Source organism: Franconibacter pulveris (assembly GCF_056780215.1).
In genome coordinates, this window is sequence record NZ_CM165555.1 from 2,800,217 (window position 1) to 2,820,792 (window position 20,576).

General features: G+C 52.0%; 21 protein-coding genes. 11 read left to right on the plus strand and 10 right to left on the minus strand.

Features of this window, described 5'->3' with window-relative positions; genetic code table 11:
* Positions 1 to 125: 125 nt before the first annotated feature.
* A complete protein-coding gene (locus ACU4F7_RS13180) occupies positions 126 to 1,346 on the minus strand; it encodes a diguanylate phosphodiesterase (protein WP_029591768.1) in 1,221 nt (406 codons plus the stop codon).
* A 429-nt stretch (positions 1,347 to 1,775) separates the two neighbouring features.
* Between ACU4F7_RS13180 and ycgZ the strand changes: the two genes are divergently transcribed.
* The 3 genes from ycgZ to ACU4F7_RS13195 all read left to right on the plus strand — a co-directional run bounded on the left by ycgZ (position 1,776) and on the right by ACU4F7_RS13195 (position 2,800).
* Positions 1,776 to 2,015, plus strand: coding sequence for a regulatory protein YcgZ (ycgZ, locus tag ACU4F7_RS13185; protein WP_029591769.1), 240 nt, complete (start codon positions 1,776 to 1,778; stop codon positions 2,013 to 2,015).
* Positions 2,016 to 2,181: 166 nt separating this feature from the next.
* The gene (locus tag ACU4F7_RS13190) at positions 2,182 to 2,481 is read left to right on the plus strand and encodes a hypothetical protein (protein ID WP_481637102.1); all 300 of its coding nucleotides are present in this window, start codon (positions 2,182 to 2,184) and stop codon (positions 2,479 to 2,481) included.
* A gap of 52 nt (positions 2,482 to 2,533) precedes the next feature.
* Positions 2,534 to 2,800 carry a biofilm development regulator YmgB/AriR family protein gene (locus ACU4F7_RS13195; protein ID WP_029591771.1) on the plus strand — a complete coding sequence of 89 codons (267 nt, stop codon included), beginning with the start codon at positions 2,534 to 2,536 and terminating at the stop codon, positions 2,798 to 2,800.
* 111 nt (positions 2,801 to 2,911) lie between these two features.
* Here ACU4F7_RS13195 and ACU4F7_RS13200 read toward each other — a convergent pair whose 3' ends face one another.
* Positions 2,912 to 3,481: a hypothetical protein gene (locus tag ACU4F7_RS13200; RefSeq protein WP_481637103.1), complete on the minus strand. Its 570-nt coding sequence runs from the start codon at positions 3,479 to 3,481 to the stop codon at positions 2,912 to 2,914.
* 36 nt (positions 3,482 to 3,517) lie between these two features.
* Positions 3,518 to 4,723 carry an MFS transporter gene (locus ACU4F7_RS13205; protein ID WP_481637104.1) on the minus strand — a complete coding sequence of 402 codons (1,206 nt, stop codon included), beginning with the start codon at positions 4,721 to 4,723 and terminating at the stop codon, positions 3,518 to 3,520.
* A 161-nt stretch (positions 4,724 to 4,884) separates the two neighbouring features.
* On the opposite strand from ACU4F7_RS13205, the gene ACU4F7_RS13210 reads away from it, so the two are divergent.
* Together ACU4F7_RS13210 and ACU4F7_RS13215 are read left to right on the plus strand one after the other, a co-directional pair.
* A complete protein-coding gene (locus ACU4F7_RS13210) occupies positions 4,885 to 5,334 on the plus strand; it encodes a winged helix-turn-helix transcriptional regulator (RefSeq protein ID WP_481637105.1) in 450 nt (149 codons plus the stop codon).
* A gap of 290 nt (positions 5,335 to 5,624) precedes the next feature.
* Positions 5,625 to 6,596, plus strand: coding sequence for a GGDEF domain-containing protein (locus ACU4F7_RS13215; protein ID WP_481637106.1), 972 nt, complete (start codon positions 5,625 to 5,627; stop codon positions 6,594 to 6,596).
* A 74-nt stretch (positions 6,597 to 6,670) separates the two neighbouring features.
* Here ACU4F7_RS13215 and ACU4F7_RS13220 read toward each other — a convergent pair whose 3' ends face one another.
* Positions 6,671 to 7,720: an NAD(P)-dependent alcohol dehydrogenase gene (locus ACU4F7_RS13220; RefSeq protein ID WP_481637107.1), complete on the minus strand. Its 1,050-nt coding sequence runs from the start codon at positions 7,718 to 7,720 to the stop codon at positions 6,671 to 6,673.
* Positions 7,721 to 7,830: 110 nt separating this feature from the next.
* Between ACU4F7_RS13220 and ACU4F7_RS13225 the strand changes: the two genes are divergently transcribed.
* Positions 7,831 to 8,226 (plus strand): winged helix-turn-helix transcriptional regulator, encoded by a 396-nt coding sequence (locus ACU4F7_RS13225; RefSeq protein WP_029591776.1) that lies wholly within the window; start codon positions 7,831 to 7,833, stop codon positions 8,224 to 8,226.
* A gap of 21 nt (positions 8,227 to 8,247) precedes the next feature.
* Here ACU4F7_RS13225 and ACU4F7_RS13230 read toward each other — a convergent pair whose 3' ends face one another.
* Positions 8,248 to 8,985 (minus strand): YoaK family protein, encoded by a 738-nt coding sequence (locus ACU4F7_RS13230; RefSeq protein WP_481637108.1) that lies wholly within the window; start codon positions 8,983 to 8,985, stop codon positions 8,248 to 8,250.
* 329 nt (positions 8,986 to 9,314) lie between these two features.
* On the opposite strand from ACU4F7_RS13230, the gene ACU4F7_RS13235 reads away from it, so the two are divergent.
* Positions 9,315 to 9,668 carry an MmcQ/YjbR family DNA-binding protein gene (locus ACU4F7_RS13235; protein WP_029591778.1) on the plus strand — a complete coding sequence of 118 codons (354 nt, stop codon included), beginning with the start codon at positions 9,315 to 9,317 and terminating at the stop codon, positions 9,666 to 9,668.
* Positions 9,669 to 9,751: 83 nt separating this feature from the next.
* On the opposite strand, the gene manA is transcribed toward ACU4F7_RS13235, so the two are convergent.
* The 5 genes from manA to ACU4F7_RS13260 all read right to left on the minus strand — a co-directional run bounded on the left by manA (position 9,752) and on the right by ACU4F7_RS13260 (position 17,409).
* Complete coding sequence (gene manA / locus ACU4F7_RS13240) at positions 9,752 to 10,921, minus strand: mannose-6-phosphate isomerase, class I (RefSeq protein ID WP_481637109.1); 1,170 nt, start codon at positions 10,919 to 10,921, stop codon at positions 9,752 to 9,754.
* The gene (locus tag ACU4F7_RS13245; protein WP_481637110.1) at positions 10,918 to 12,336 is read right to left on the minus strand and encodes a glycoside hydrolase family 1 protein; all 1,419 of its coding nucleotides are present in this window, start codon (positions 12,334 to 12,336) and stop codon (positions 10,918 to 10,920) included. The genes manA and ACU4F7_RS13245 overlap by 4 nt, the downstream gene beginning before the upstream one ends.
* A gap of 48 nt (positions 12,337 to 12,384) precedes the next feature.
* On the minus strand, positions 12,385 to 14,580 hold the full coding sequence (locus ACU4F7_RS13250) for a CBM35 domain-containing protein (RefSeq protein ID WP_481637111.1): 2,196 nt from the start codon (positions 14,578 to 14,580) through the stop codon (positions 12,385 to 12,387).
* 11 nt (positions 14,581 to 14,591) lie between these two features.
* Entirely contained in the window at positions 14,592 to 15,929 is a 1,338-nt protein-coding gene (locus ACU4F7_RS13255) for a carbohydrate porin (RefSeq protein ID WP_481638734.1), read from the minus strand.
* Between the two features lie 208 nt (positions 15,930 to 16,137).
* Entirely contained in the window at positions 16,138 to 17,409 is a 1,272-nt protein-coding gene (locus tag ACU4F7_RS13260) for a PTS sugar transporter subunit IIC (protein ID WP_481637112.1), read from the minus strand.
* Between the two features lie 168 nt (positions 17,410 to 17,577).
* Between ACU4F7_RS13260 and ACU4F7_RS13265 the strand changes: the two genes are divergently transcribed.
* Genes ACU4F7_RS13265 through ACU4F7_RS13280 form a run of 4 tightly spaced genes read left to right on the plus strand, consistent with a single transcriptional unit; the run spans position 17,578 to position 20,507 of the window.
* Positions 17,578 to 17,889, plus strand: a complete 312-nt coding sequence (locus ACU4F7_RS13265) for a PTS sugar transporter subunit IIB (protein ID WP_024560911.1) — start codon at positions 17,578 to 17,580, stop codon at positions 17,887 to 17,889.
* A gap of 14 nt (positions 17,890 to 17,903) precedes the next feature.
* Positions 17,904 to 19,226, plus strand: coding sequence for a PTS sugar transporter subunit IIC (locus ACU4F7_RS13270; RefSeq protein WP_247365432.1), 1,323 nt, complete (start codon positions 17,904 to 17,906; stop codon positions 19,224 to 19,226).
* Positions 19,227 to 19,249: 23 nt separating this feature from the next.
* On the plus strand, positions 19,250 to 19,564 hold the full coding sequence (locus tag ACU4F7_RS13275) for a PTS lactose/cellobiose transporter subunit IIA (protein ID WP_029591785.1): 315 nt from the start codon (positions 19,250 to 19,252) through the stop codon (positions 19,562 to 19,564).
* Positions 19,565 to 19,607: 43 nt separating this feature from the next.
* Positions 19,608 to 20,507 carry an ROK family protein gene (locus tag ACU4F7_RS13280; protein ID WP_481637113.1) on the plus strand — a complete coding sequence of 300 codons (900 nt, stop codon included), beginning with the start codon at positions 19,608 to 19,610 and terminating at the stop codon, positions 20,505 to 20,507.
* Positions 20,508 to 20,576 lie beyond the last annotated feature (69 nt).

Genomic DNA, 20,576 nt, shown 5'->3' on the forward strand with positions numbered 1-20,576 from the left:
ATGTACAGGTTTGGATGTCCAGGAAATGATAATTCTATTACTGATTGTAACGGGCATCCACGCAGGCTGCCGCTTTTTACATCAGCAGCATGCGTTCTTATGACAGGAAGCGAAAAAACAGTCGCTTAGAAACCCGATTTTTTTTCCGGCCAGGCGACGGCGGGAATGCCGCCAAATTCCGGACCGGCGAACAGGTGCCCCTGGAACAGGGAAATGCCCGCCGACTCAAGCCACATCCACTCCTCCGCTTTCTCGACCCCCACGGCGCAAACGGAGATTTCCAGTGAGGCGCAGCTTTTGATAATGCCCTGGATAATAGCCTGCCGCGGGCCGCTTTTATGGACATCCTTTATTAACGCGCGGTTTATCTTAACGCGGTCTGGCTGGAACTGCGCCAGCAGCGACAGCCCGGCGAAGCCGGCGCCAAAGTGGTCGATAGCCAACTGGATGCCCGCCGCTTTGAGTAACTTCACCGCATCGGTAAACTCGTCAAGGCGGGAAATGACCTCGCTTTCCGTAAATTCAACGATAACCTGATCCGGCACCAGCCCGTTGGCCTTGATTTCCTGCAACAAAAAGCTGACCGCGCCGGGCACTTTCACCAGTGTCATCGGCAGCAGGTTAACCGAGAGCATCTGCTCGCCGAGGTTCAGCGCGCGCGCCATCGCGAACGCCACCTTTTTGCTGTTGAGATCGGCCTCGTAAATGGCATCCCCCGACAGACTTTCAAAGTAAGCCTGCGGCGCGTCGCCTGAAGGCGTACGAATAAGCGCTTCCAGCGAGACAACCTCCTGGGCCAGCGGGTCGATTATCGGTTGAAAAGCGAAGCTACAGTCGGCCGCATTGTCGATGACCAGATTTTCTGGCTTTACGGCGTTGCCATCGGAGATGAAATCCCAGCTGTCGCCGGGCGGGATCTCAAAATAGTTCTCTTTTTCCCTTGCCTCAACGAAGGTGCGGAAGAACTGCAGCGCGCGGTCGTCATAAGTTAACTGATACTTAGACGTGCCTTTATCAAGCACGGTCTGGAGAACTTCGTCGCTGTCGTACTCGCGCAGGTCAAAGAGTTCCATGCCGGCCTTACCAAACCGCCGTGACGGCGCATAGTCGCGCATTAACTCCACGACGTTATAGTGGCGGTCATCTTCGCAGATATGGTTGTAGATCGGTAAAACCCCCTCCTCCGGTCCCTCGAGCAGCTGAAAAAAATGCGTGCCGTTGAAAAGCAGAATGCCCGTTACGCCCGCCTCGCCGTTCTTCAGGTTTGCTGTGGCTACCATCTCTTCCAGCGTTTTAACCGGAACATCGTCGCAAATATGGCTTCGGTAAATGATAGTTGTGAGCATGATAGTCCCAGTGAATGATTTTTATGAAAGGCCACCTTATCAGATGCTTGCCATCAGGTCTTGTAGTGATTGCGCATGCCCCTTAACGTGCCGTTTCGTCACACAATTTCCGTAACGCTGCGCCAGCGATGGCTGGCGTTCAGGTCGGCCTGCCGCTGGGGGCTCGCTCTTCTGATGCGCGCCTGTCTGTTAACCCCGTGTTTGCTGACGACAGATTTGCCACATCTGTACAAGATTGAGCGTTACAAACCTGTCGGGATGGAAGCTTTACAAAAACATGCAAAAGTTAACCTTATGAATAATAAACGATTTATTAACATAAAAATAAAAACAGTTAACTCATTGTACAATTTCGATGTACAACTTAGCGAGAATTTGTATACTTTTAGACATACTTAGCAGGTTAACTTGTTTTAGAGGGAAGGACATATGCAGCAGAACGGTTACATTCCGGATACAGCGAATGCCATTGCCCGGTACTTCAACAAAGCGGCTCTTCCTTCACAGCAAGAGATTTTAGGGCAAATCGTCGTGGAAATTCTTCGCGATGGCCGCACCCTTAACCGCAAGACCATTTGCACTAAGCTGCTTAGCCGACTCGAACTCGCCGCCGATGCGCAAGAAGAGAGTCACTACAATACGCTTATAGGTCTGTTGTTCGATCGTTAAGATCGGACATGTCATCAGTACAGATTTCGGGTTATTCAAGTCAATCCTGGCGGGGATAATATTGTCAGCCTCGGAAAAAGCTGGCAATTTTCAGTGGACTGGTCCACCTGAAAACTGATTTTATCCGCTTTTCCAGCGAGGAAACGCGGCAATCAGAGACGCATTTATGAACAGAAGTGAAACTGAACAATTAACTGACGAGATTATCGGCGAGGCGGTGCTGTCTCTGCTTAGAGAAAAGGGCCCGATTAATTTCAAAGCCCTTATTGCAAGGCTTCGCGCGATGGAAGCGAGTGAATCAGACGGCCAAAGACGTAAAGCCATTACCAGCGTAATTGCTGAAATCAGCAACACCATGTTATCCGGGCAGCGTAAAAACATTCGCGAAAATAAAGAATGGAGCCATGATAACGTGCGTTCGCTGTTTGGAGATAGCCAGCAATCCGACGCCAGTAAAAAACACTGACAGCATTTAATTATTAATAAATCAATAATGGTATGAGTACATGAGCCAGGTTATGCTTGAAAAATCAGAAATTTATGCAGAGCTGCCTGATACGGCGCTGACGGACTATTTCCGCAACGCCGGCGATATGCTGGCAGAAGAAGCAAAAATACTGGGCGCCGTTATCCGCGAAATTCTTGCCGCAGATGAGTCGCTTACCCATAAGGCCATTATCCTGCGCCTGATAAGCGCGATTGAATTGACCAACGATGTCGTAAAAGGCGATGTGATCCGCAAAACGCTGGAAATCGTCGTCGACCATACGATGGACGATATCTGATTTACGCGCTTCCCGGGTGGAGAACAATAAACCCAGGCCGTTCATTGCGGTTTCTGCGGTTTATTGTTCTTCACTTTCTTTTTTAACGCCCCTATCCGGTCGCCCTTATTGCTACATGTTCCCGGCATTAATCAACTCGCCCGTCGCCATCGACAGCATAAAAGGTTGCCAGCCGCCCGGCGGGTCCCATTCGCCTGAGCCGTAAATCACCTCCTCCCTGATGTCATTGATAATAACGCCGTCAATGGCGCACTGCGCAGAGCGCCAAATAATGCCTTTATCAATATTTATTAAGAACGTATAGCAAAAGGTAGTGGCCAGAAACGTCTCGCTCAGGAATGCCGAGCTACTATCCGGCGCCGGGTAAAGGTTACCTACATAGTCATCCAGAAAATGACTCTTTACCTCATGTGAAGCCAGGTTAAACAGATGTACATGCTGGCCGTAGAGTATCGCCAGCGTTTCGCTGTTGAGTAATAACTGGCTGAAACACTGCTCCAGTAAAAACCCGTCTTCGTCGGTTCCGACGAAAATGCGCAATATAAGCGCCGGTTCGTTATGGTGAGTGATAAGCACTCTTTTTCTGAATACGCCGCGCTCAGCAAATGGGTTTATCGCTTTTTCAGGCAACTGGCTATCGGTGTATTGAGACTCTTCTAAAAAAAAGGCATTGAAAGACATGAGATTGCTTCCTGCTGTATTGGATTCTGCGCATTATTAACCGCGATGACGAGTAAAGCGCCAGAATATCAGCGCCGTAACGCTCACCAGCGCGCCCGTCAGGCAAACGCCCATCCAGCCCCAGGCGCTGTAAGTCAGGGTGGCAAGCAACGCGCCCACGCCGCTGCCCACAGAATAAAAAAACATGTAAGCGCTCACAAGGCGGCTGGCAGCCTCTGGCCTTGCGGCGAATATCAGGCTCTGGTTGGTGACATGAACAGCCTGAACGGCGAAATCCAGCATAACGATGCCGAGAATAAGCAGCAAAATAGAAGATTGCGCCATGCTTAACGGCAGCCATGAGGCGACCAGCATGCACAGCGCCAGCCCCGACGTCCGCTGCCCATGGCCCCGATCCGCCCACCGCCCTGCTCTGGACGCAGCCAGCGCGCCGGCGACCCCCGCAAGGCCGAATAACCCCGTTTGCGTATGGCTGAAAAAATATGGCGCGGCGCTAAGCGGCAATACCAGGCTCGTCCATAAGATGCTGAAACTCATAAAGATAAGCAGCGCCAGGATAGCCCTGATCCTGAGCAGCTTTTCGGTGAAAAATAACAGCGCAACAGAGAGCAGTATCTGTCGGTAGGTTGTCTCTGCGCGTTCAGCCCGTTGTGAGGGAAAAACCCGCCATAGGAGGATAGCCATCATAACAACCAGCGCTGCGGAAAGAAGATAAATGGCCCGCCAGCCTGCCAGGTCGGCCAGTATGCCTGCAGCGAGACGCGCCAACAGGATCCCTAAGACTATGCCGCCGGTGACGGTTCCTACCGCCTTTCCTCTCGCCCCTGGCGTTGAAAGCGTTGATGCGCTGGCGACAAAAACCTGCACCACTACAGCCATCAGCCCCACAGCCGTCATGGCGCTCAGCAAGGTGTAATACTCCGCCGCAAAGCCGACAGCCGTTAAAGCCACAGAGGAAATCAGCAGCATTCCAGTAATGAGCAGCCGACGCTCAATAAGGTCGCCAAGCGGCACCAGCAACAGTAGCCCGGCGCCATATCCTGCTTGCGTCGCGCTCACGACCGAGCCAATCGCTTCGGTCGTCACGTGCAGTTCTGCGGCCATAGAAGCCAGCAGAGGTTGCGCAAAATAGACGTTCGCGACAGCCAGCCCGCTGGCGACCGAGAACAACAGAATAAGCCAGCCTGGCGCATACGCTTGCGGCGAGCGGACACGTTGCCCGCTGAAGGAGATTTCCGGCATAGAAGGCGTCCTTTTGGTTTCAAATTGAAACAAGCTTGTTTTAGCTCACGCGGTTTCAAAATGCAACAAGGTTTATTATGATGCGGGTACACGCCTGGCGATAAAGAGGCACTGCGCTTCGTTCACGCGCCTTTACCCCTGAGCGTTGCCGGAGGAGAGAGATGAATTACGAAGAGACATTTGTAAAAACGCCATGTCCTGTCGCACGCGCCTGCGCCGTGCTGGGAGATAAATGGGCGTTGATGCTGGTGCGGGACGCCTTCGATGGCGTTACCCGCTTTTCCGATTTTCAAAAAAGCACGCTTGCGGCAAAGAATATTCTGACCACCCGCCTGAAAAAGCTCGTCGAGGACGGGATTTTTATGACCAGGCCCGCTTCTGACGGCAGTGCTTACCAGGAATATATTCTTTCCGAAAAAGGACGCGCTTTATTCCCGCTCATCGTCTGCTTACGTCAGTGGGGCGAAGCGAACTTATTCGCTCCCGGCGAGACTTACTCCGTACTGGTCGACAACGAAACCGGCGCGCCTGTGGAGAAAATGCAGGTGCGCAACGCGCAGGGAGAGATTATTGAGGCACAACAAAGCAGGCGTATCCCGATGACCAAATAACCCTTTTCAGATAAGCCGGGATGAACCGTTTCAGAACGCCAGGCGGGAAATTATCTCTCCCGGGGGATTTACCTTCGCCCCGATAATTTTCAGATTAGTCGTTCGCTATCCCGCCTGGATTTATTTTTTGCAGCTATAGTAAAAATGAAGGTCTCGTCAATAAATCCCTTGCTTAAACGTTGATAAGCGCGTTATCTATAAGAATTGCTAAACTATTCAGAAGTAAAAACGTGATTAACAGCGCACCGCAAAAATATATTTTAGATTTATTTTCATGATAAGGGGGTTATATGCTTTTTCCACAAAAACCCGCGAATGAAAAAGAGCGCTTGCAGGCGCTTTATTTGACCGACCTGCTCGACAAAAAAGACATGGAACGGCTTGACCGCCTGACGCGCCTCGCCAGTACGGTTTTCGGCGTGCCCACCGCCCTTATCACCCTCCTCGACAGAGACAGACAGTGGATGATCTCCACCAACGGCTTTCCGTTACGGGAAACCCGGCGCGATGTCTCGTTTTGCGCCCACGCCATTCTTCAGCAGGGCGTATTCGTGGTGACTGACGCCACTGCCGATCCCCGTTTTTTTGATAACCCGTTGGTCACTGGCGAGCCGAAAATTCGCTTTTATGCCGGTTGCCCGGTGCGTTTACCCGGCGGCACGATTGCCGGCACTATCTGCATCATCGACACTCTGCCGCGGGATTTTACCCCGACAAACGTGAATACGCTGCTTGATCTCGCCGCCGTCGTTGAAGATGAGCTTTACATTATCAGCATGGCGATGTCGGACAGCCTGACCGGTTTGCCGAACCGGCGCGGCTTTTACCAGACCGGTGAAAAACAGTTCGCCGCGTTAAAAGAGCAAGGTAAAGCGTTTTCATTGCTTTATATAACGATGAATAACCTGGCTTCGATTAATGAATTCTGGGGCCATGCCGAGGGCGACCAGGCCATTAAACGGTTTGCCGCCAGCCTGAAGAAAAGTCTCGAACCCGGCAATACCGTCGCAAGGCTCGACGGCAACCAGTTTGCGGTATTGCTTGAGCATAAAAACAAAGCCGACGCGGATAAGTTTTTATGTGATTTTCAGGCGCGGCTGGATGACTACAACCTGCACTCCGAAAAGCCTTTCAACATCAATTACGCTTTCGGCGTCATAGACAGCACGCAACGTAACTTTAAAACGCTGCTGGAAATGGTGACGGAAGGTGATTTAGTCATGCACTCTGAAAACCGAAAGATGAGCAGTAAAATCGGCTGATCGACACGGAGTTTATTATTGAGAAAGCGCCTGTTTTACAGGCGCTTTTTTATCGGCGCGTAGCCTGAACGCCGCTACCAGCGGGTGGCCTGCATATCGATAACAAACCGGTAGCGCACATCGCCCTTCAGCATGCGCGCGTACGCCGTTTCTATCGCTTCGCCGCCAATAAGCTCAATATCCGCGGTGATATTTTTCTCGCCGCAGAAGTCGAGCATCTCCTGCGTTTCTTTAATGCTGCCGATTGACGAACCGCTGATGCTTAAGCGGCGGAACACCATCGGCGTAATGTCTGGCGACAGATGCGGGCTGTCCGGGATTCCCACCAGCACCAGGCGCCCGTTGGTCTTTAGCGCGGCCAGGTAGGGGTCAAGGTCATGCGGCGCCGCCACGCAGTCGATAATCAGATCAAGCGAAGCCCGGCAGGCCGCCATTTGCGCGTCGTCGCGCGAAACCACAACCTGCGTTGCGCCGAGGCGTCGCGCGTCCGCGCCCTTTTCCGGCGACGTGGTAAAGAGCGTCACCTCCGCGCCCAGCGCGCTTGCGAGCTTCACAGCCATATGCCCTAACCCGCCAAGGCCGACCACGCCGACGCGGTCGCCCGCCTTCACGTTGTAATGACGAAGCGGCGACCAGACGGTGACACCGGCGCAAAGCATCGGCGCCACGCCTGCCAGCGGCAGGTGCTGCGGCACGGAAACCACAAAATCCTCATCAACAATCACATTCTGCGCGTAACCGCCCCAGGTGCTTTCGCCGGTGTACTTATCGATGCCGTTATAGGTTGCCGTAAAACCTGCTTCGCAATACTGCTCTTCCTGCTGTTGGCAGAAATGGCAGTCACGGCAGGAATCGACCATCACGCCCACGCCGACGATATCGCCCACTGTAAAGCGGCTTGCCTGCGCGCCGGTTTCCACGACGCGGCCGACGATTTCATGCCCCGGCACCAGCGGATAGCGGCTCACGCCCCACTCGTTGCGCGCCATGTGCAGGTCGGAATGGCAGACGCCGCAGTAGAGGATTTCAATTTTCACATCCTGCTTTTGCAGCGGGCGAAGCGAAATCTGATGGGTGGAGAGGGGTTGCGTCGCGTCCTGCGCGACTAATGCGTTAATTTTCATAGGGCCCTGGAATGAACTGGCTTTAATTCAACGAAGGCGGCAGACTTTAACTAAATGGCTTCTTTATAGATTGTAGTCACCAAATGGTGACCATAAGCGAGGGTATCACTGTGCCAGCATGGGTAGACGGCAAGCTCTTCTTTTACGCTGATTCGCCGCCGCGTAGGCTGATGGATCTTTTTTCTGTCAAGTGGAGCACCATGGTGCTGCACGCGCTTTATCACTGGCCGGAGGGGCGCGCCCGCACCGGCGAACTACAGCGCAGCCTGCAGGGCATTTCCAAAAAAATGCTATTCCAGACGCTCAAGGAGCTGGAACAGCGCGGGTTAATCGCCCGTCACGTTTATGACGTTATCCCGCCGAAAGTGGATTACCGGTTAACGCCGCTTGGCAAAACGTTCGCAGAACCAATAGAACAGATGTACCAGTGGGGGCTGGAAAACCAGGCGGCGCTGGATGAAATGGACGCGCTTTACCGCGCCCCAACGCACGCGCAGGAGGAGTAGAGCCGCAGCAGCGGCTCTGCGTTAATACGCCCTGCGCAGCTTACCGACGCGGCGGCTAATGGTGATGATGGAAAGCGCGGCGACCGTCGCCAGCACTATCCCAACGCCCGTCATGGATGAAAAACCGAAATAGTTAAACAACGACAGCCCGGCAATCCCCCCGGTTAAAAAAGAGAAGATAGTGGTCAGGTGAGTGGTAAGCTGACTTTTTTGCGCCTGCGTATCTTTTGAATAATCGCGCCGCAGCATGGCGACAAAAACGGAAGCGAAAGAGATACCCGCATCGGTAAGCGTACCGGTGATATGTGTGGAACGGACTCTGCCGTTGGAAAGTTGCGTGGATGTCGAATTGTGCAGCCCCATCAAACCGCAAAGCGCGGCGATGATTTCACGGTTTGAGGTGAAGGCGTGGTAATAAGTCTCGTAAATGGAAATAGTGGTTAATATAACCCCTTCAGCCAGCAGGATATGACAAAAAACCAGCCGGTTATTAGTAACAACCCCCCAGATAACCATAATGCGGGCAAGGATTGCGCCACAAACAAACGCGAGAATAATGGCGCCAAAAAAAGCGATATCCTTAAAGTCTGTCGTAGAAACTTCGCTGGATAATTGCGAGGTATTGCCGGTCATATGGGAAGGAAAAAAACCAAACGCGCCAAGCGCGATGGCGTTAAGCAATCCTGCGGTCGTTGCCAGCCACAGCGCCAGTTTCCTGTCCTCAAGATGGGACCGAACTCGTTTAAGTTTAATCAGCACTGACAACCTCCGATTAATGGGTTTTCGCCGGGCGTAAAGACTAACAAAAAGTGGCTGCGCGTATTTTAAGATATTGCCTAAACCAGCGAATATATCCTGTTAATACATCATTCTTTTTATATCCTGAATTTTATTTACATTTCAGACTGAAAATATTTCATCTTAAAACAGCCATCATGAATAATTTTAGAGTAAAGCGACCGTATGCCAGCCCCGGCAATTTTTTTTATGAAAGGTTTTACTTATGACACATCCCTTATTACCATGAGCATATATTATGCATAAAACAAACAGGCTGATAAATTAACCATTCGCCGTGTGGGGTAATAATGAAAAGAGACGCATTATTGCGGTACGCCCGCGAGCATTTTAACGCGGAACCAGAATATCTCTGGCGTAAATTCCCGGCTTATGCCGTGCTTCGGCATCAGAAGAATAATAAATGGTTTGGCATTGTAATGAATGTGCCTGGCCGCAAACTGGGGCTTAAGACAGACGAAGAAACAGACGTGCTGGTCATTAAGGCTCGCCCTGAATACATCGGTTCGCTACGTCAGAAAGAGGGCATTCTGCCCGCTTACCATATGAACAAAGAGCACTGGATAAGCGTGCTGCTCTCCGGCCCGCTTCCTGCGAAAGCGGTTTATGAGCTGCTTGCTGAAAGTTACGCGCTGACGGCCTGATTATCGCTTCCCTGATAGCCCGCCCGGCTTGCGCCGTGCGGACTTTTTGTTGAGATAGACGCCTGCGTACAAACATCAACTGTTCAGCACTGAACCAGACAGGATTGGCCGGTTTGCGTCAGAAAATAAGCCCCTGTCAGAGCCGGTATAAATACCGACTGGCCGGCGCGAAGCCTCATCTCCTCACCGCGGGTATCGCGCAACGTAGTGAGGCCTTCAAGCACAAGTAAAATTTGCGCGCTATCGACTTCAATACGTTTTTGCTGACAGTTCCCCATCACCGAGAAACGAAAATCCTCTACGGGAACAGGATAATGATGGTCAGTTCCAGCGGTATCAGCGACCAGCTTTAAGGTGTGTTCATGCGTTTCACTAAAAACCGTACAGTTAACTAACTCAGGTACGTTGATTTTTTTCGGTGTTAACCCTGCGCGCAGAACATTATCGGAGCAAGCCATCACTTCGACGGCGGTTCCGTGCACATATGCGTGCAATGTCCCGGCCCGCAAAAACATGGCTTCGCCAGGATCAAGCGTTATGCAGTGTAAAAATAACGGCGCCAGGATGCCGATATCCCCCGGGTAGTCCTGCTGCAAGCGGATAAGAAATTCCTGTAAATGGACAAAACCGCCAGCCTCAAGGCTCTCTTTCAGTTGCTGGAGGACATTGCTTTTCGCCTGCGGCGCAAGCTGCATCAGGCAGACAAAGAAGCGCTTAAACCCGTCGGCGTTCAGGTTGGTGCGAAATTCCGCGAGCGCGGGCATGAGTTCAGGCGAATTGAGACGCAGAAAATGATTCACAATTTCAGGATAAGGACGAAAACCATTCATCGCCATAAAAGGCGTAATAGCATAAACCAACTCAGGTTTATGATTCGCATCGTTATAATCGTCTCCGGCTCGATTCCCTTGCCTTGCATAGCCCTCTTCCGCCTGACGTTTATCAGGATGGACCTGAAGCGAAAGCGCGGTTTCTGCCGCCAGTATCTTTACTAAAAACGGTAGCTGGCCAACTTTTTCCGCCGTTCGTTCCCCTAAAACAGTCTCAGGGGATTGCGCAATCGCGTCCTGTAAGGAAATAGAAACCGCACCGATTTCGATTTCGGAACACCCTGCCGGATGCGCCCCCATCCAGATTTCAGCCTGCGGTTGCTCATCCGGATTAGGCACGCCAAACAGCGCATTCAGGGCCGTTCGGCTGCCCCAGGCATAATTTTTAATGGTGTTTCTCAGACGATAAAATGAGGCCATCATTTTTTGCCCTTTATAAAAGCGCCGGGAGTAAATCCGTTAGAGGTGGCCAGTTCCGCAAACCAAAGGGCGTTGCGCTTGATTTGCCGCTCTCCGGTTTCCAGATCCAGTCGCCAGAAACCGTATCGACGTTTAAAGCTATTTATCCACGACCAGTTATCAATAAATGTCCACTGGTGCACGCCAAAACAGTTCGCGCCCGCGCTGATGGCGTGATGGAGCTGTTCGAGATGTTCTTCCATTAATCCGATGCGAAAAGTGTCATCAATAAACCCATCAGCCTGAACAGGACCTTCTGACTGTAAATCCATGGCGATACCAATTTCAGCGAGATACCACTTAATATTGCCGTAATTATCACGGATGTTGCAGGCTATATCATAAATCGCCTGCGGAAAAATCTCGTTATTATCGCGATAGGGATTAAAGCGCCCGTCAGGATCGCTGTAATTTTCAAAATAATATTCGGGCGTAAAGTAATCGAGATCATAGGGACATTCACGCGCTTTAACCCGACGCGGCACGTAATAATTAACCCCAAGGAAATCTACCCGCGACCCGGTTATCAGGTCGACATCCGCTTTCTTCATTTCAGGCAGACAATGATGGGTTGCCAGAATCTCACATAATTCCTTCGGGAATTCATGCTTAACCAGCGGGTCCAGGAAACTGCGATTAAACAGCAGATCGGCATACCACGCCGCTTTTTTATCCTCTTCGCTGTTATTTCGGGTATACGAGGGGGTTAGATTAAGCACCACGCCAATTTCACCCGGCAGTTTAAGTTCTCTGTACACCTGCACCGCTTTCGCATGCGCCAGCATAATATTGAACGCAACCTGCGCCGCCAGTTTGCCGTCTTTTTTGCAAGGATAATGGAAATCATAAAGATAGCCGCCTTCAACAGGCACAATCGGCTCATTAAAGGTGATCCAGTATTTGACTTTATGACCAAATAGCTCAAATGCCGTCCGGGCAAATCGGGCGAAAAGCGCCGTCACATGGGTCGATTCGAAACCACCATACTGCTTTTGCAACGCCTCCGGCATGTCGAAATGATAAAGATTGATCATTGGCTCAATGCCGTTGGCAATCATCTCATCGAAGTAGTTATGGTAGAACTGAACGGCCTCAGGGTTCGGTGCACCGGTTTCAAAATTATCGATAAGCCGTGACCACTGAATAGAAGTGCGAAACGAGTTGAATCCCGTTTGCTTCATCAGCGCAACGTCCTCTTTATATTTACTGTAGGTTTCACATACCTGCTGCGGACCAATCTGCTGGAAAAAGCGGTTGGGTTGTTCTGCGAACCAGCTATCCCAGATAGAACGGTGCGGCTTATTCGCTATGCCTTCCGTCTGCGGGCCTGACGCCGCTGCGCCCCAAAAAAAACCTTCCGGAAATTGATACCGATTCATAATGGCTCCTGAATAAAAAAAGGCTGCCCGAGAAGGGCAGCCAAACAACTACTCTGCAGTGACTTCAATTGATTTGATGAACATATAGCCCCAGTCGCCGGAGAACTTACCAAAACTGATGGTGTTGTCCCCTGCCCTGAGCGCGACCGGAACGTCCATGGTCTGGCCCTGCTCATCCGTTGGCGGAAATTCAATGCTAATCGGCGTTCCGCCGTTCACAATGAACGAGTTTTTCTTGCCACCCCATTTGCCGTTAAATTTCACATGCAGGGTAAATTTGCCGTCCCAGGGAGCGTTAACCCGCCAGCTCACGCTGTCCCCGTCATGAGCGAAAGGGCCAAGGAAACCGTCTTCTCCGATGACCAGAGTATCTTTATCGCGTTTAGTGAAGTTAAGTTTCCCCTGGCTAACGTCCAGGGTCCCGCCGCTAAAGTTGCAGTAATCCGCAGGTCCAGGCCCCGCCGCAGGTTTCACGCTGACTTTCACCGTCTTGCTGCTTTTCAGCAACCCATCGTCAGCCGTAAAGGTCAACGCATACTCACCCGGTGCTGAGAACCAGACGCGGGTTTCCGCTTTGCTGCTGTCACAAAAGTGAACGTTATCCCTGCCGTCATGGCTCCACGCCACGCTGACCTTCGGCTCAGGCAAATTATCATCCTGCCAGGCCGCATTGAGCTGGACCCCTTTATCAATAGTGGTAGAAAGCATGTCCTGTAGCGTAATAACCGGGGGAAGGTTTTTCTGCGTATGCTCCAGGCGAATCACGTTTGAAGGAACAGACTGACCACTCTCATTTTTAGCGATAACCCGATAGTAGTAAGTCTTACCTGGCGTCAGGCTGCGATAGTCATCGCGGAAAAGACTCATTTTCGCTGGATCCCACTCATTTTTGCCGTCGGAGAGATCCTTGCCGACACGGGTCCACGGCCCCTGCGCCTGCGTCGCTCTTTCCACGTCGTAATAACGCCCGACGGGAGAGCCCATCCAGTTAATGGCAAATGGCGAGTTGCTCTCGCGCAGCTTAGGCGCTTGCGGTACCGGCAGCGCAGGCGCCTCGCTCAGACCTGCCATTTGCGCCGAAGCGGTTCGCACCAGATTGACCACCTCCATCTCCTGGTTCGCTTTCCCCTCGACCGGGAAGCCTGGCAGATGGTAGCTATAGTGGCCGGTATACTCTTTGTGCCAGTAAAAACCACCATCATGGCGATGACCGCGAAAACCCCAGATAAAGCCACCTGCGGCCTGAGCGCCATTGACCTCGGTGTGCACAATTGACTGCATGATAGCGTTGAGATCTTTTTGATCGAGCAAACCAAATTCGCCCACCAGATACACTTTTTTGCCGCCTATCGCCTCCAGATCTTTACGAACCTGCTCGGGATGGTTGTTACCGGCGTTGGTGTAATAGTGATTGCTGATAATGTCCACGTTCGGATCGTTGAGCGCGAAATCATTCACCTTTTTGTAGGTACCATCGACGATAAGCTGATGGGGTGCCCATTTACGGATCCAGGCTGCGGTCTGATGCAGAAAATCGGCGTTAGTGTTTTCCAGCTCATTACCCGTTTCCCACGCCATGATCGCCTTTTCATCGTAGTAATGGCGTCCAGTGATAGAGTTAGTACGGGTAATGACCTGGCGGATCACGTCCTGATAGGCCCGGTAGGTTTTACTGTCTGTCCGATAAAAATCTTCCGGCTTTTCATCATAAAACGCGGCCAGCTGTTCCCGGCCCCCCCACCACCACCAGTGATCGATAAACGGCAGAATCAGGCGTAACCCCTGTTTATCCGCCTCGGCAATCATGTTGTCATACACTTTCATTGCTGTTTCATTCAGCCGCGGCATCCCGTCCGGGGTTGCCGGAGCCAGGATATGCGTTTCACGTCCGCAGGCTGTGTCATTTTCCTGCTGAACGGAAAGCACATACACGCGCTGTGCTTTAGCGCCTGTTTGCACCAGCGCTTTGATCCAGTTCTCTTGCTCTTCGGCAGTAGGCCATTTGAAATATTGCCCCCACCCGCGCGGATCGGCCTTGCAGGTTCCTCGCGCGTCATCTTCTATGCGATGCAGCTCCGGGGCGTGGATCCCGGCAAAGCGAAAGAGCCGGGCGCCATCTTTTAACGCTGCGCCATCACGAGTAATAAAATGTTCAAAATGGGATTGCTCCGCCGCACGTGCTCCCGCGCTGCCCAGCGCGGAGAGTAAGGAAACCATCAGGAGTTTTCGAATCGGGAAAGCCATCTGTTTTCTCCTCAGAACCAGACTTCAGCCTGCACACCAAAATTCAGCGTGTCAGTTTCGCCGCTACGGGAATAGGCCCCCGGGCTAAGAGTACCGGTGCTCCAGTCGTAATTTCTGTCCATCGCATCCGAGACGCCTTTATCCCATTTGGCATAGGTGGCAAAGAATCGCAGCTGCGGACGGGTCCAGAATCCAGAATCAAACGTCAGCGTCGGCGCGATGGTTACCTTGGTCAGGCCCCCTTTCCCTTTACCGTTCACCCCCATGTAATTTTTATCATCCAGATATTCGTAACCCACCTCATATTGCATGGCGAAGTTCTTCGTTATCTGATGATACGGACGGATACCCGCAACCCACATGGAGCGTCCCCAGCCGTCATCATCGCTGGTCCACCAGCGGTAGTTTTTGTCTTTCTGATAAAACGCGAAGGTCGACACCTCGACTTTGCCCAAACTGGCCATGCCATCAAGAATCACGCGCCAGGACTGAGTATCTTCAAGGTTTGCCCAGCCCCAGCCGTTTTTCCCCAGCGAGTCCGCTGCGGCGAGGCCTTTGCCATACTGGAAAACGATGCGGGAATAGCCGTCAGTCAGGCCATAAAAGCTGTCAACGTTATATAGCGCCGTCACGCCGTAACCTTTCTGTGCAGCGGTGGGATGATTTTCGTTGCGGTTCATGTGGTGGCCGATAAGCTCAACGTCCAGCCCGGTCCCGCCAATTTTTTTGAACCACAGATTAAGCGAGTAATCGTCGGGGTATCCCTGATCCCCCAGAGCCACCGGATAGGCTTTGGCTTCATCAGTGGTTGTAAAGGCATAAACGCCGGCATCAAAGCGCGCAAAGCCTAGATCCAGATTGTCAAAGCCGCCCCCGGTTCCGTTGTACTGAATATATTCCCAGTCGAACTGGTGGCTGGAAAGGTTAGAGCTGCTGTAGCGTTTACCCGCCCAGAACGTCATGTCCGGAGCGAAATCAAGATTTGATAACTCCGCAAAACCTTCCCGGAACTGGGTTTCTTTACCGTCATCGTCGGTACAGTTCCAGTCAGCGGTACATTTGGTTTGATGCGTCAGGTTTGCCTGAACACGGGCGACCGCACCGGAGTCCGATTTCAGCGTAACCGTCGGGATCAATTCGATTTTGGTATCTTCTTCGTTACCCAGGCGCCATTTACCATCCGGCATCAGTCCCACCGAATCTACCCGGTTGCCATCGGTATTAGCGAGAATACCTGACCGTAAATAGCCATGAAGCGCGAAATCATACTTTTCATCGGCGCTGGCGTAGCCGCTGATGACAGTGAGGGTTATCAAGGACAGAGGTATTGATTTAATTAACGTTTGCATAGATTCCCTTTGAATTTTTATTTTCACGGTTAAACGTGCACGGGAAATGTAAGGATCAAAAAAGGAAATGTACATCCACAAATGGAAAGCGCTTTCCATGTTTGCCGGATTGAATCACAAATTTATTATCCAGGAAGAATTTTTTGTGATTAACATCACGAAATAATCTTCTGCCCAGCGGGAATGGGCAGAGACAAGAAGGCGAGGATTATTTTTCCAGCTGCATCAGCTGACGTTCATGAACCTTGAAGAAAGGACGATAGAGCATCCAGGCATTGAGAAAGGCGAACAGGCACATGCACATGTTTTTCCAGCTACCGTTCGCCGACCATGCCGCTCCCAGCGGTGAAGGCATCGACCACGGCAGCATAGCTACGGCTCTGTCGAGCACGCCAAGTTGAGTAAAATACCATGCTATGCAAGCATTTATAAGTGGAACAAAAACGAACGGCAGTAAAAAGACCGGGTTCATAATGATGGGGAAACCAAACAGTATCGGCTCATTAATGTTAAATAACGAAGGCAGCAGACCAATTTTTCCAACACTCTTCAGTTGCCTTGAGCGGCTTCGCATCGCCATAAATACCAAAGGCAGCGTAGAGCCTATGCCGCCAATCAGCAGATAAAAATCCCAAAATCCCTGCAGGTAGATATGGGGCAACACCGCCTGCCCGGCCGCCAGGGCCCGCTGGTTTTCAAACAGATACGTTAGCCAAAAAGGGTTCATGATGCCCGTAACGATCAGTGCGCCATGGATACCGACAAACCATAAAAGATTACAAATAAACAAGGAGATAAGCACCGCTGTGAGGGTATCCGACGCCACGATGAGGGGGCGTAGTGCTTCGCCAAGTAGCTGTGGCAAAATTTGTCCGGTCGTCTGAAGCATCAGGGTATTCATCACGCTGATGGAAATCATGATCACCAGCAGCGGTATAAGCAACTGGAACCCGTTTCGCGTCATGACCGGCACTTCGTCCGGCAGGCGTACGCACCATCCTCTTTTATAAAAAAATCTTATTATTTCAATGGAATAAGCGCTTGAAATTAGCGCAGTAAAGAGCCCCATACCGCCCAGAAAAACATTCGTTGCGCCATTATCCCGAAATCCTATGAACATCAAAAACGAGAGGCATCCGGTTAGTCCGCACAGCCGTTCAGGCAGTTGATACTGCTTGGCAAGGCTGGCGCTGGCGCCAAAGGCAACTATTAACGCTACCAGCCCAAGCGTGAGCTCAAAGGTTGGCAACAGTATCGGACGCAGCAGCAAATAAAAGTGCGCAAATGGCGAAGCGCTTGAAATAGCAAAGGGTGGAAACAGCAGTGGCACCATCAAACTTCCCACGATTACAAACGGCATGGCAAGGGTGAAGCCATCTCTCATTGCTGTAATATGTTGATTTTTAGTAATTAAATTCGCCACAGGCGTGAGGCGTTGCTCAATCAAATCCACAGCAACATTCATTAGATGAATGTTCATAACTCGACCTTTTAGTTCGTGAATAGCCGGGATGATCGCGCACATTTGGGCAAAGTGAAAGATTCACTCAGGTGATCGCGGTCACAATTACCTTATCCGCAAATGGAAAGCGCTTTCCGTTTTGTTCCACGATGACTATATTCCAGCCATTCGTTCAAAGGAGACGTTATGAAAAAAATCATGTTGTGTTGTTCCGCCGGGATGTCCACCAGCCTGCTGGTGAAAAAAATGGTTGATGAAGCGCAAAAGCGTGGCCTGCAAGCGGAGATCAACGCGTATGGCGTTGCCGAATTTGCCGAGCAGGTAGGTCACTACCAGGTCGTACTGCTTGGACCGCAGGTAAAGTACATGCAAAGCGATCTTCAGAAGCAAGCCGATAAATACGGGATCCGTGTCGAGCCTATCAACATGATGGACTACGGCATGCAAAAAGGGGGCGCCGTTCTCGATTTCGCCCTCTCCCTGATAGATAACAAATAAAAAAGGGAAACCCCATGAGCGCTCTGTACGCGAAACTTATCCAGGTTATTGAACGGAAGATTACTCCGATGGCGGGCGCCGTCGGGCAGCAAAAATATGTGACCTCAATCCGTGACGGCTTTATCACCGCACTGCCGTTCATGATTGTGGGTTCCTTTATGCTGGTGTTTATTTTCCCCCCCTTCTCGCCCGACACATCCTGGGGTTTCGCCCGGGCATGGCTGCAATTCTCGCTGGATCACCGTGAAGCCCTTATGCTTCCCTTCAATTTCAGCATGGGAATTATGACTATCTTTATTTCCGTCGGGATTGCCGCAAGCCTGGCCAAACACCACGATCTGGATTCCCTGACCGCCGGCATGCTGTCTTTAATGGCCTTTTTACTGGTCGCCGCACCGCTGAAGGATGGGCAGATTTCAACGGCCTACTTCTCCGGTCAGGGGATCTTCACCGCCATTCTGGTTGCTATCTACTCCACGGAACTGTACGCCTTCCTTAAGCGGCACAATATTACCATCCGTCTGCCGCCGGAAGTGCCGACCGGGGTTGCGCGCTCGTTTGAGATCCTCATACCGGTGCTGGCAATCGTCGTCACCCTGCACCCGCTGAATCTGTTTATCGAAGCGCAACTGGGGATGATTATCCCGGAAGCGATAATGTCGCTCGTGAAACCGCTTGTTGCCGCATCCGATACGCTCCCCGCAGTACTGCTCTCTGTGCTGGTGTGTCAGGTTCTCTGGTTTGCCGGTATCCACGGCGCGCTGATCGTCACCGGTATTATGAACCCCTTCTGGATGGCAAACCTCTCCGTCAACCAGGCGGCAATCGCCGCAGGCGAAGCGATCCCTCACATCTACGTTCAGGGGTTCTGGGACCATTACCTGCTAATCGGTGGCGTTGGCTCGACACTGCCGCTGGCCTTCCTTTTACTGCGAAGTAAAGCCATTCATTTACGAACTATCGGACGTATGGGCGTGGTGCCTGGGGTATTTAATATTAACGAACCCATTCTGTTTGGCGCCCCCATCATTATGAACCCGCTTTTTTTCCTGCCGTTCGTGCTTGTTCCGATGGTCAACGCCACATTGGCCTGGTTTGCTCTGGATCTCGATTTAGTCAGCCGTGTGGTATCGATGACGCCGTGGACCACGCCCGCCCCTATCGGCGCTTCATGGGCTGCCAACTGGAGTTTTAGCCCGGTGATCCTGTGCCTGATATGCATGGCGACATCTGCCGTAATGTACTTCCCGTTTCTGAAAGCTTACGAAAAGCAACTTCTGGAACAAGAGCATGAAAACGCGGTTGAGCACGCAGAAGATGCGGCTCAATCCGCCTGATAGCAGAACGCAGAGGTAAAAATATGGAATTAGAAGAACAAGTTATGGGCATCATCATCAACGCGGGTCAGTCGCGCAGCCTGTGTTATGAGGCGCTCGGCTGTGCTAAGCGCGGTGATTTTGACGCCGCGGATGCGCGCATGAAAGAGGCGACGCACTATGCCCGCGAAGCTCACCTGGTTCAAACGCAGCTCATTGAAGCCGATGAAGGCGAAGGGAAAACCAAAATGACGCTGGTGATGGTGCATGCCCAGGACCACCTGATGACCTCCATTCTGGCCAAAGAGCTGGTGACGGAGCTTATTGAAATTTACCGGACACGCCCGTACCAGGCATAACGATAACAGAGAGGCTGCGGCCTCTCTTTTGGCAGAGGATCGCATGCACTATCTTGGACTTGATATCGGCGGCACAAAAATGGAGGCCGTATTGCTTTCGCCGCAAGGGGATTACCTCTGGCGCAAGCGCCAGCCTACGCAGAAAGAGAGTTATGCTGCTTTTATGCAGCATCTGGTTGGCCTGATTAACGACGCTCGCGCGGTTAGCCCCGAACCTTTCAGCGTGGGGATCGGGCTGCCGGGCGCAATCGACCCGCAAACGGGGCTTATCAAAAACTGCAACTGCCTGGTGCTTAATGGCCACGATCTGAAAGCCGATCTGGCCGCACGCATCCGCCAGCCGGTGTGGATAGCCAACGACGCCGATTGCTTTACTCTCTCGGAAGCGGTAGATGGCGCAGGCGCGCAGGCAGACACCGTGTTTGGTGTGATAATCGGAACAGGCTGTGGCGGCGGCGTCGCCGTACGCCAGCATTTATTACAAGGCCCAAACGCCATTGCCGGCGAATGGGGACACAACCCGCTGCCGGGCTACGCGCCAGCGTTTGACGGACCCGCGCAGCCCTGTTATTGCGGAAAGTACAACTGTATCGAAACCTTTATTTCCGGTACCGGCTTTGCCCGTCGTTTCCCGGGGGGACTGACGTCACAGGAGATTATAAACGCCGCAGAACAGGGAAATCCGCAGGCCCGCGAGCACTGGCGGCATTTTATCAATGCCTTCGCCCGCAGCCTGGCGTCAGTCATTAACATTCTGGATCCACAGGTCATTGTGTTAGGCGGTGGGTTATCGAATGTCAGCAGAATATATGAGGAGCTTCCTGCCGCGATTGTTTCCTGTCTCTTTTCCGAAACCTGCCATACGCGCATTGTTCCGGCGCGCTTTGGCGATGCCAGCGGCGTACGAGGCGCAGCCTGGCTTCCCCGACTGAACGCGCGGTGAACATGACCTTGACGACGGGCGACGGGACGATTCTTCGGGAGGGTTATGTTAAGATGATAAAAACTCACC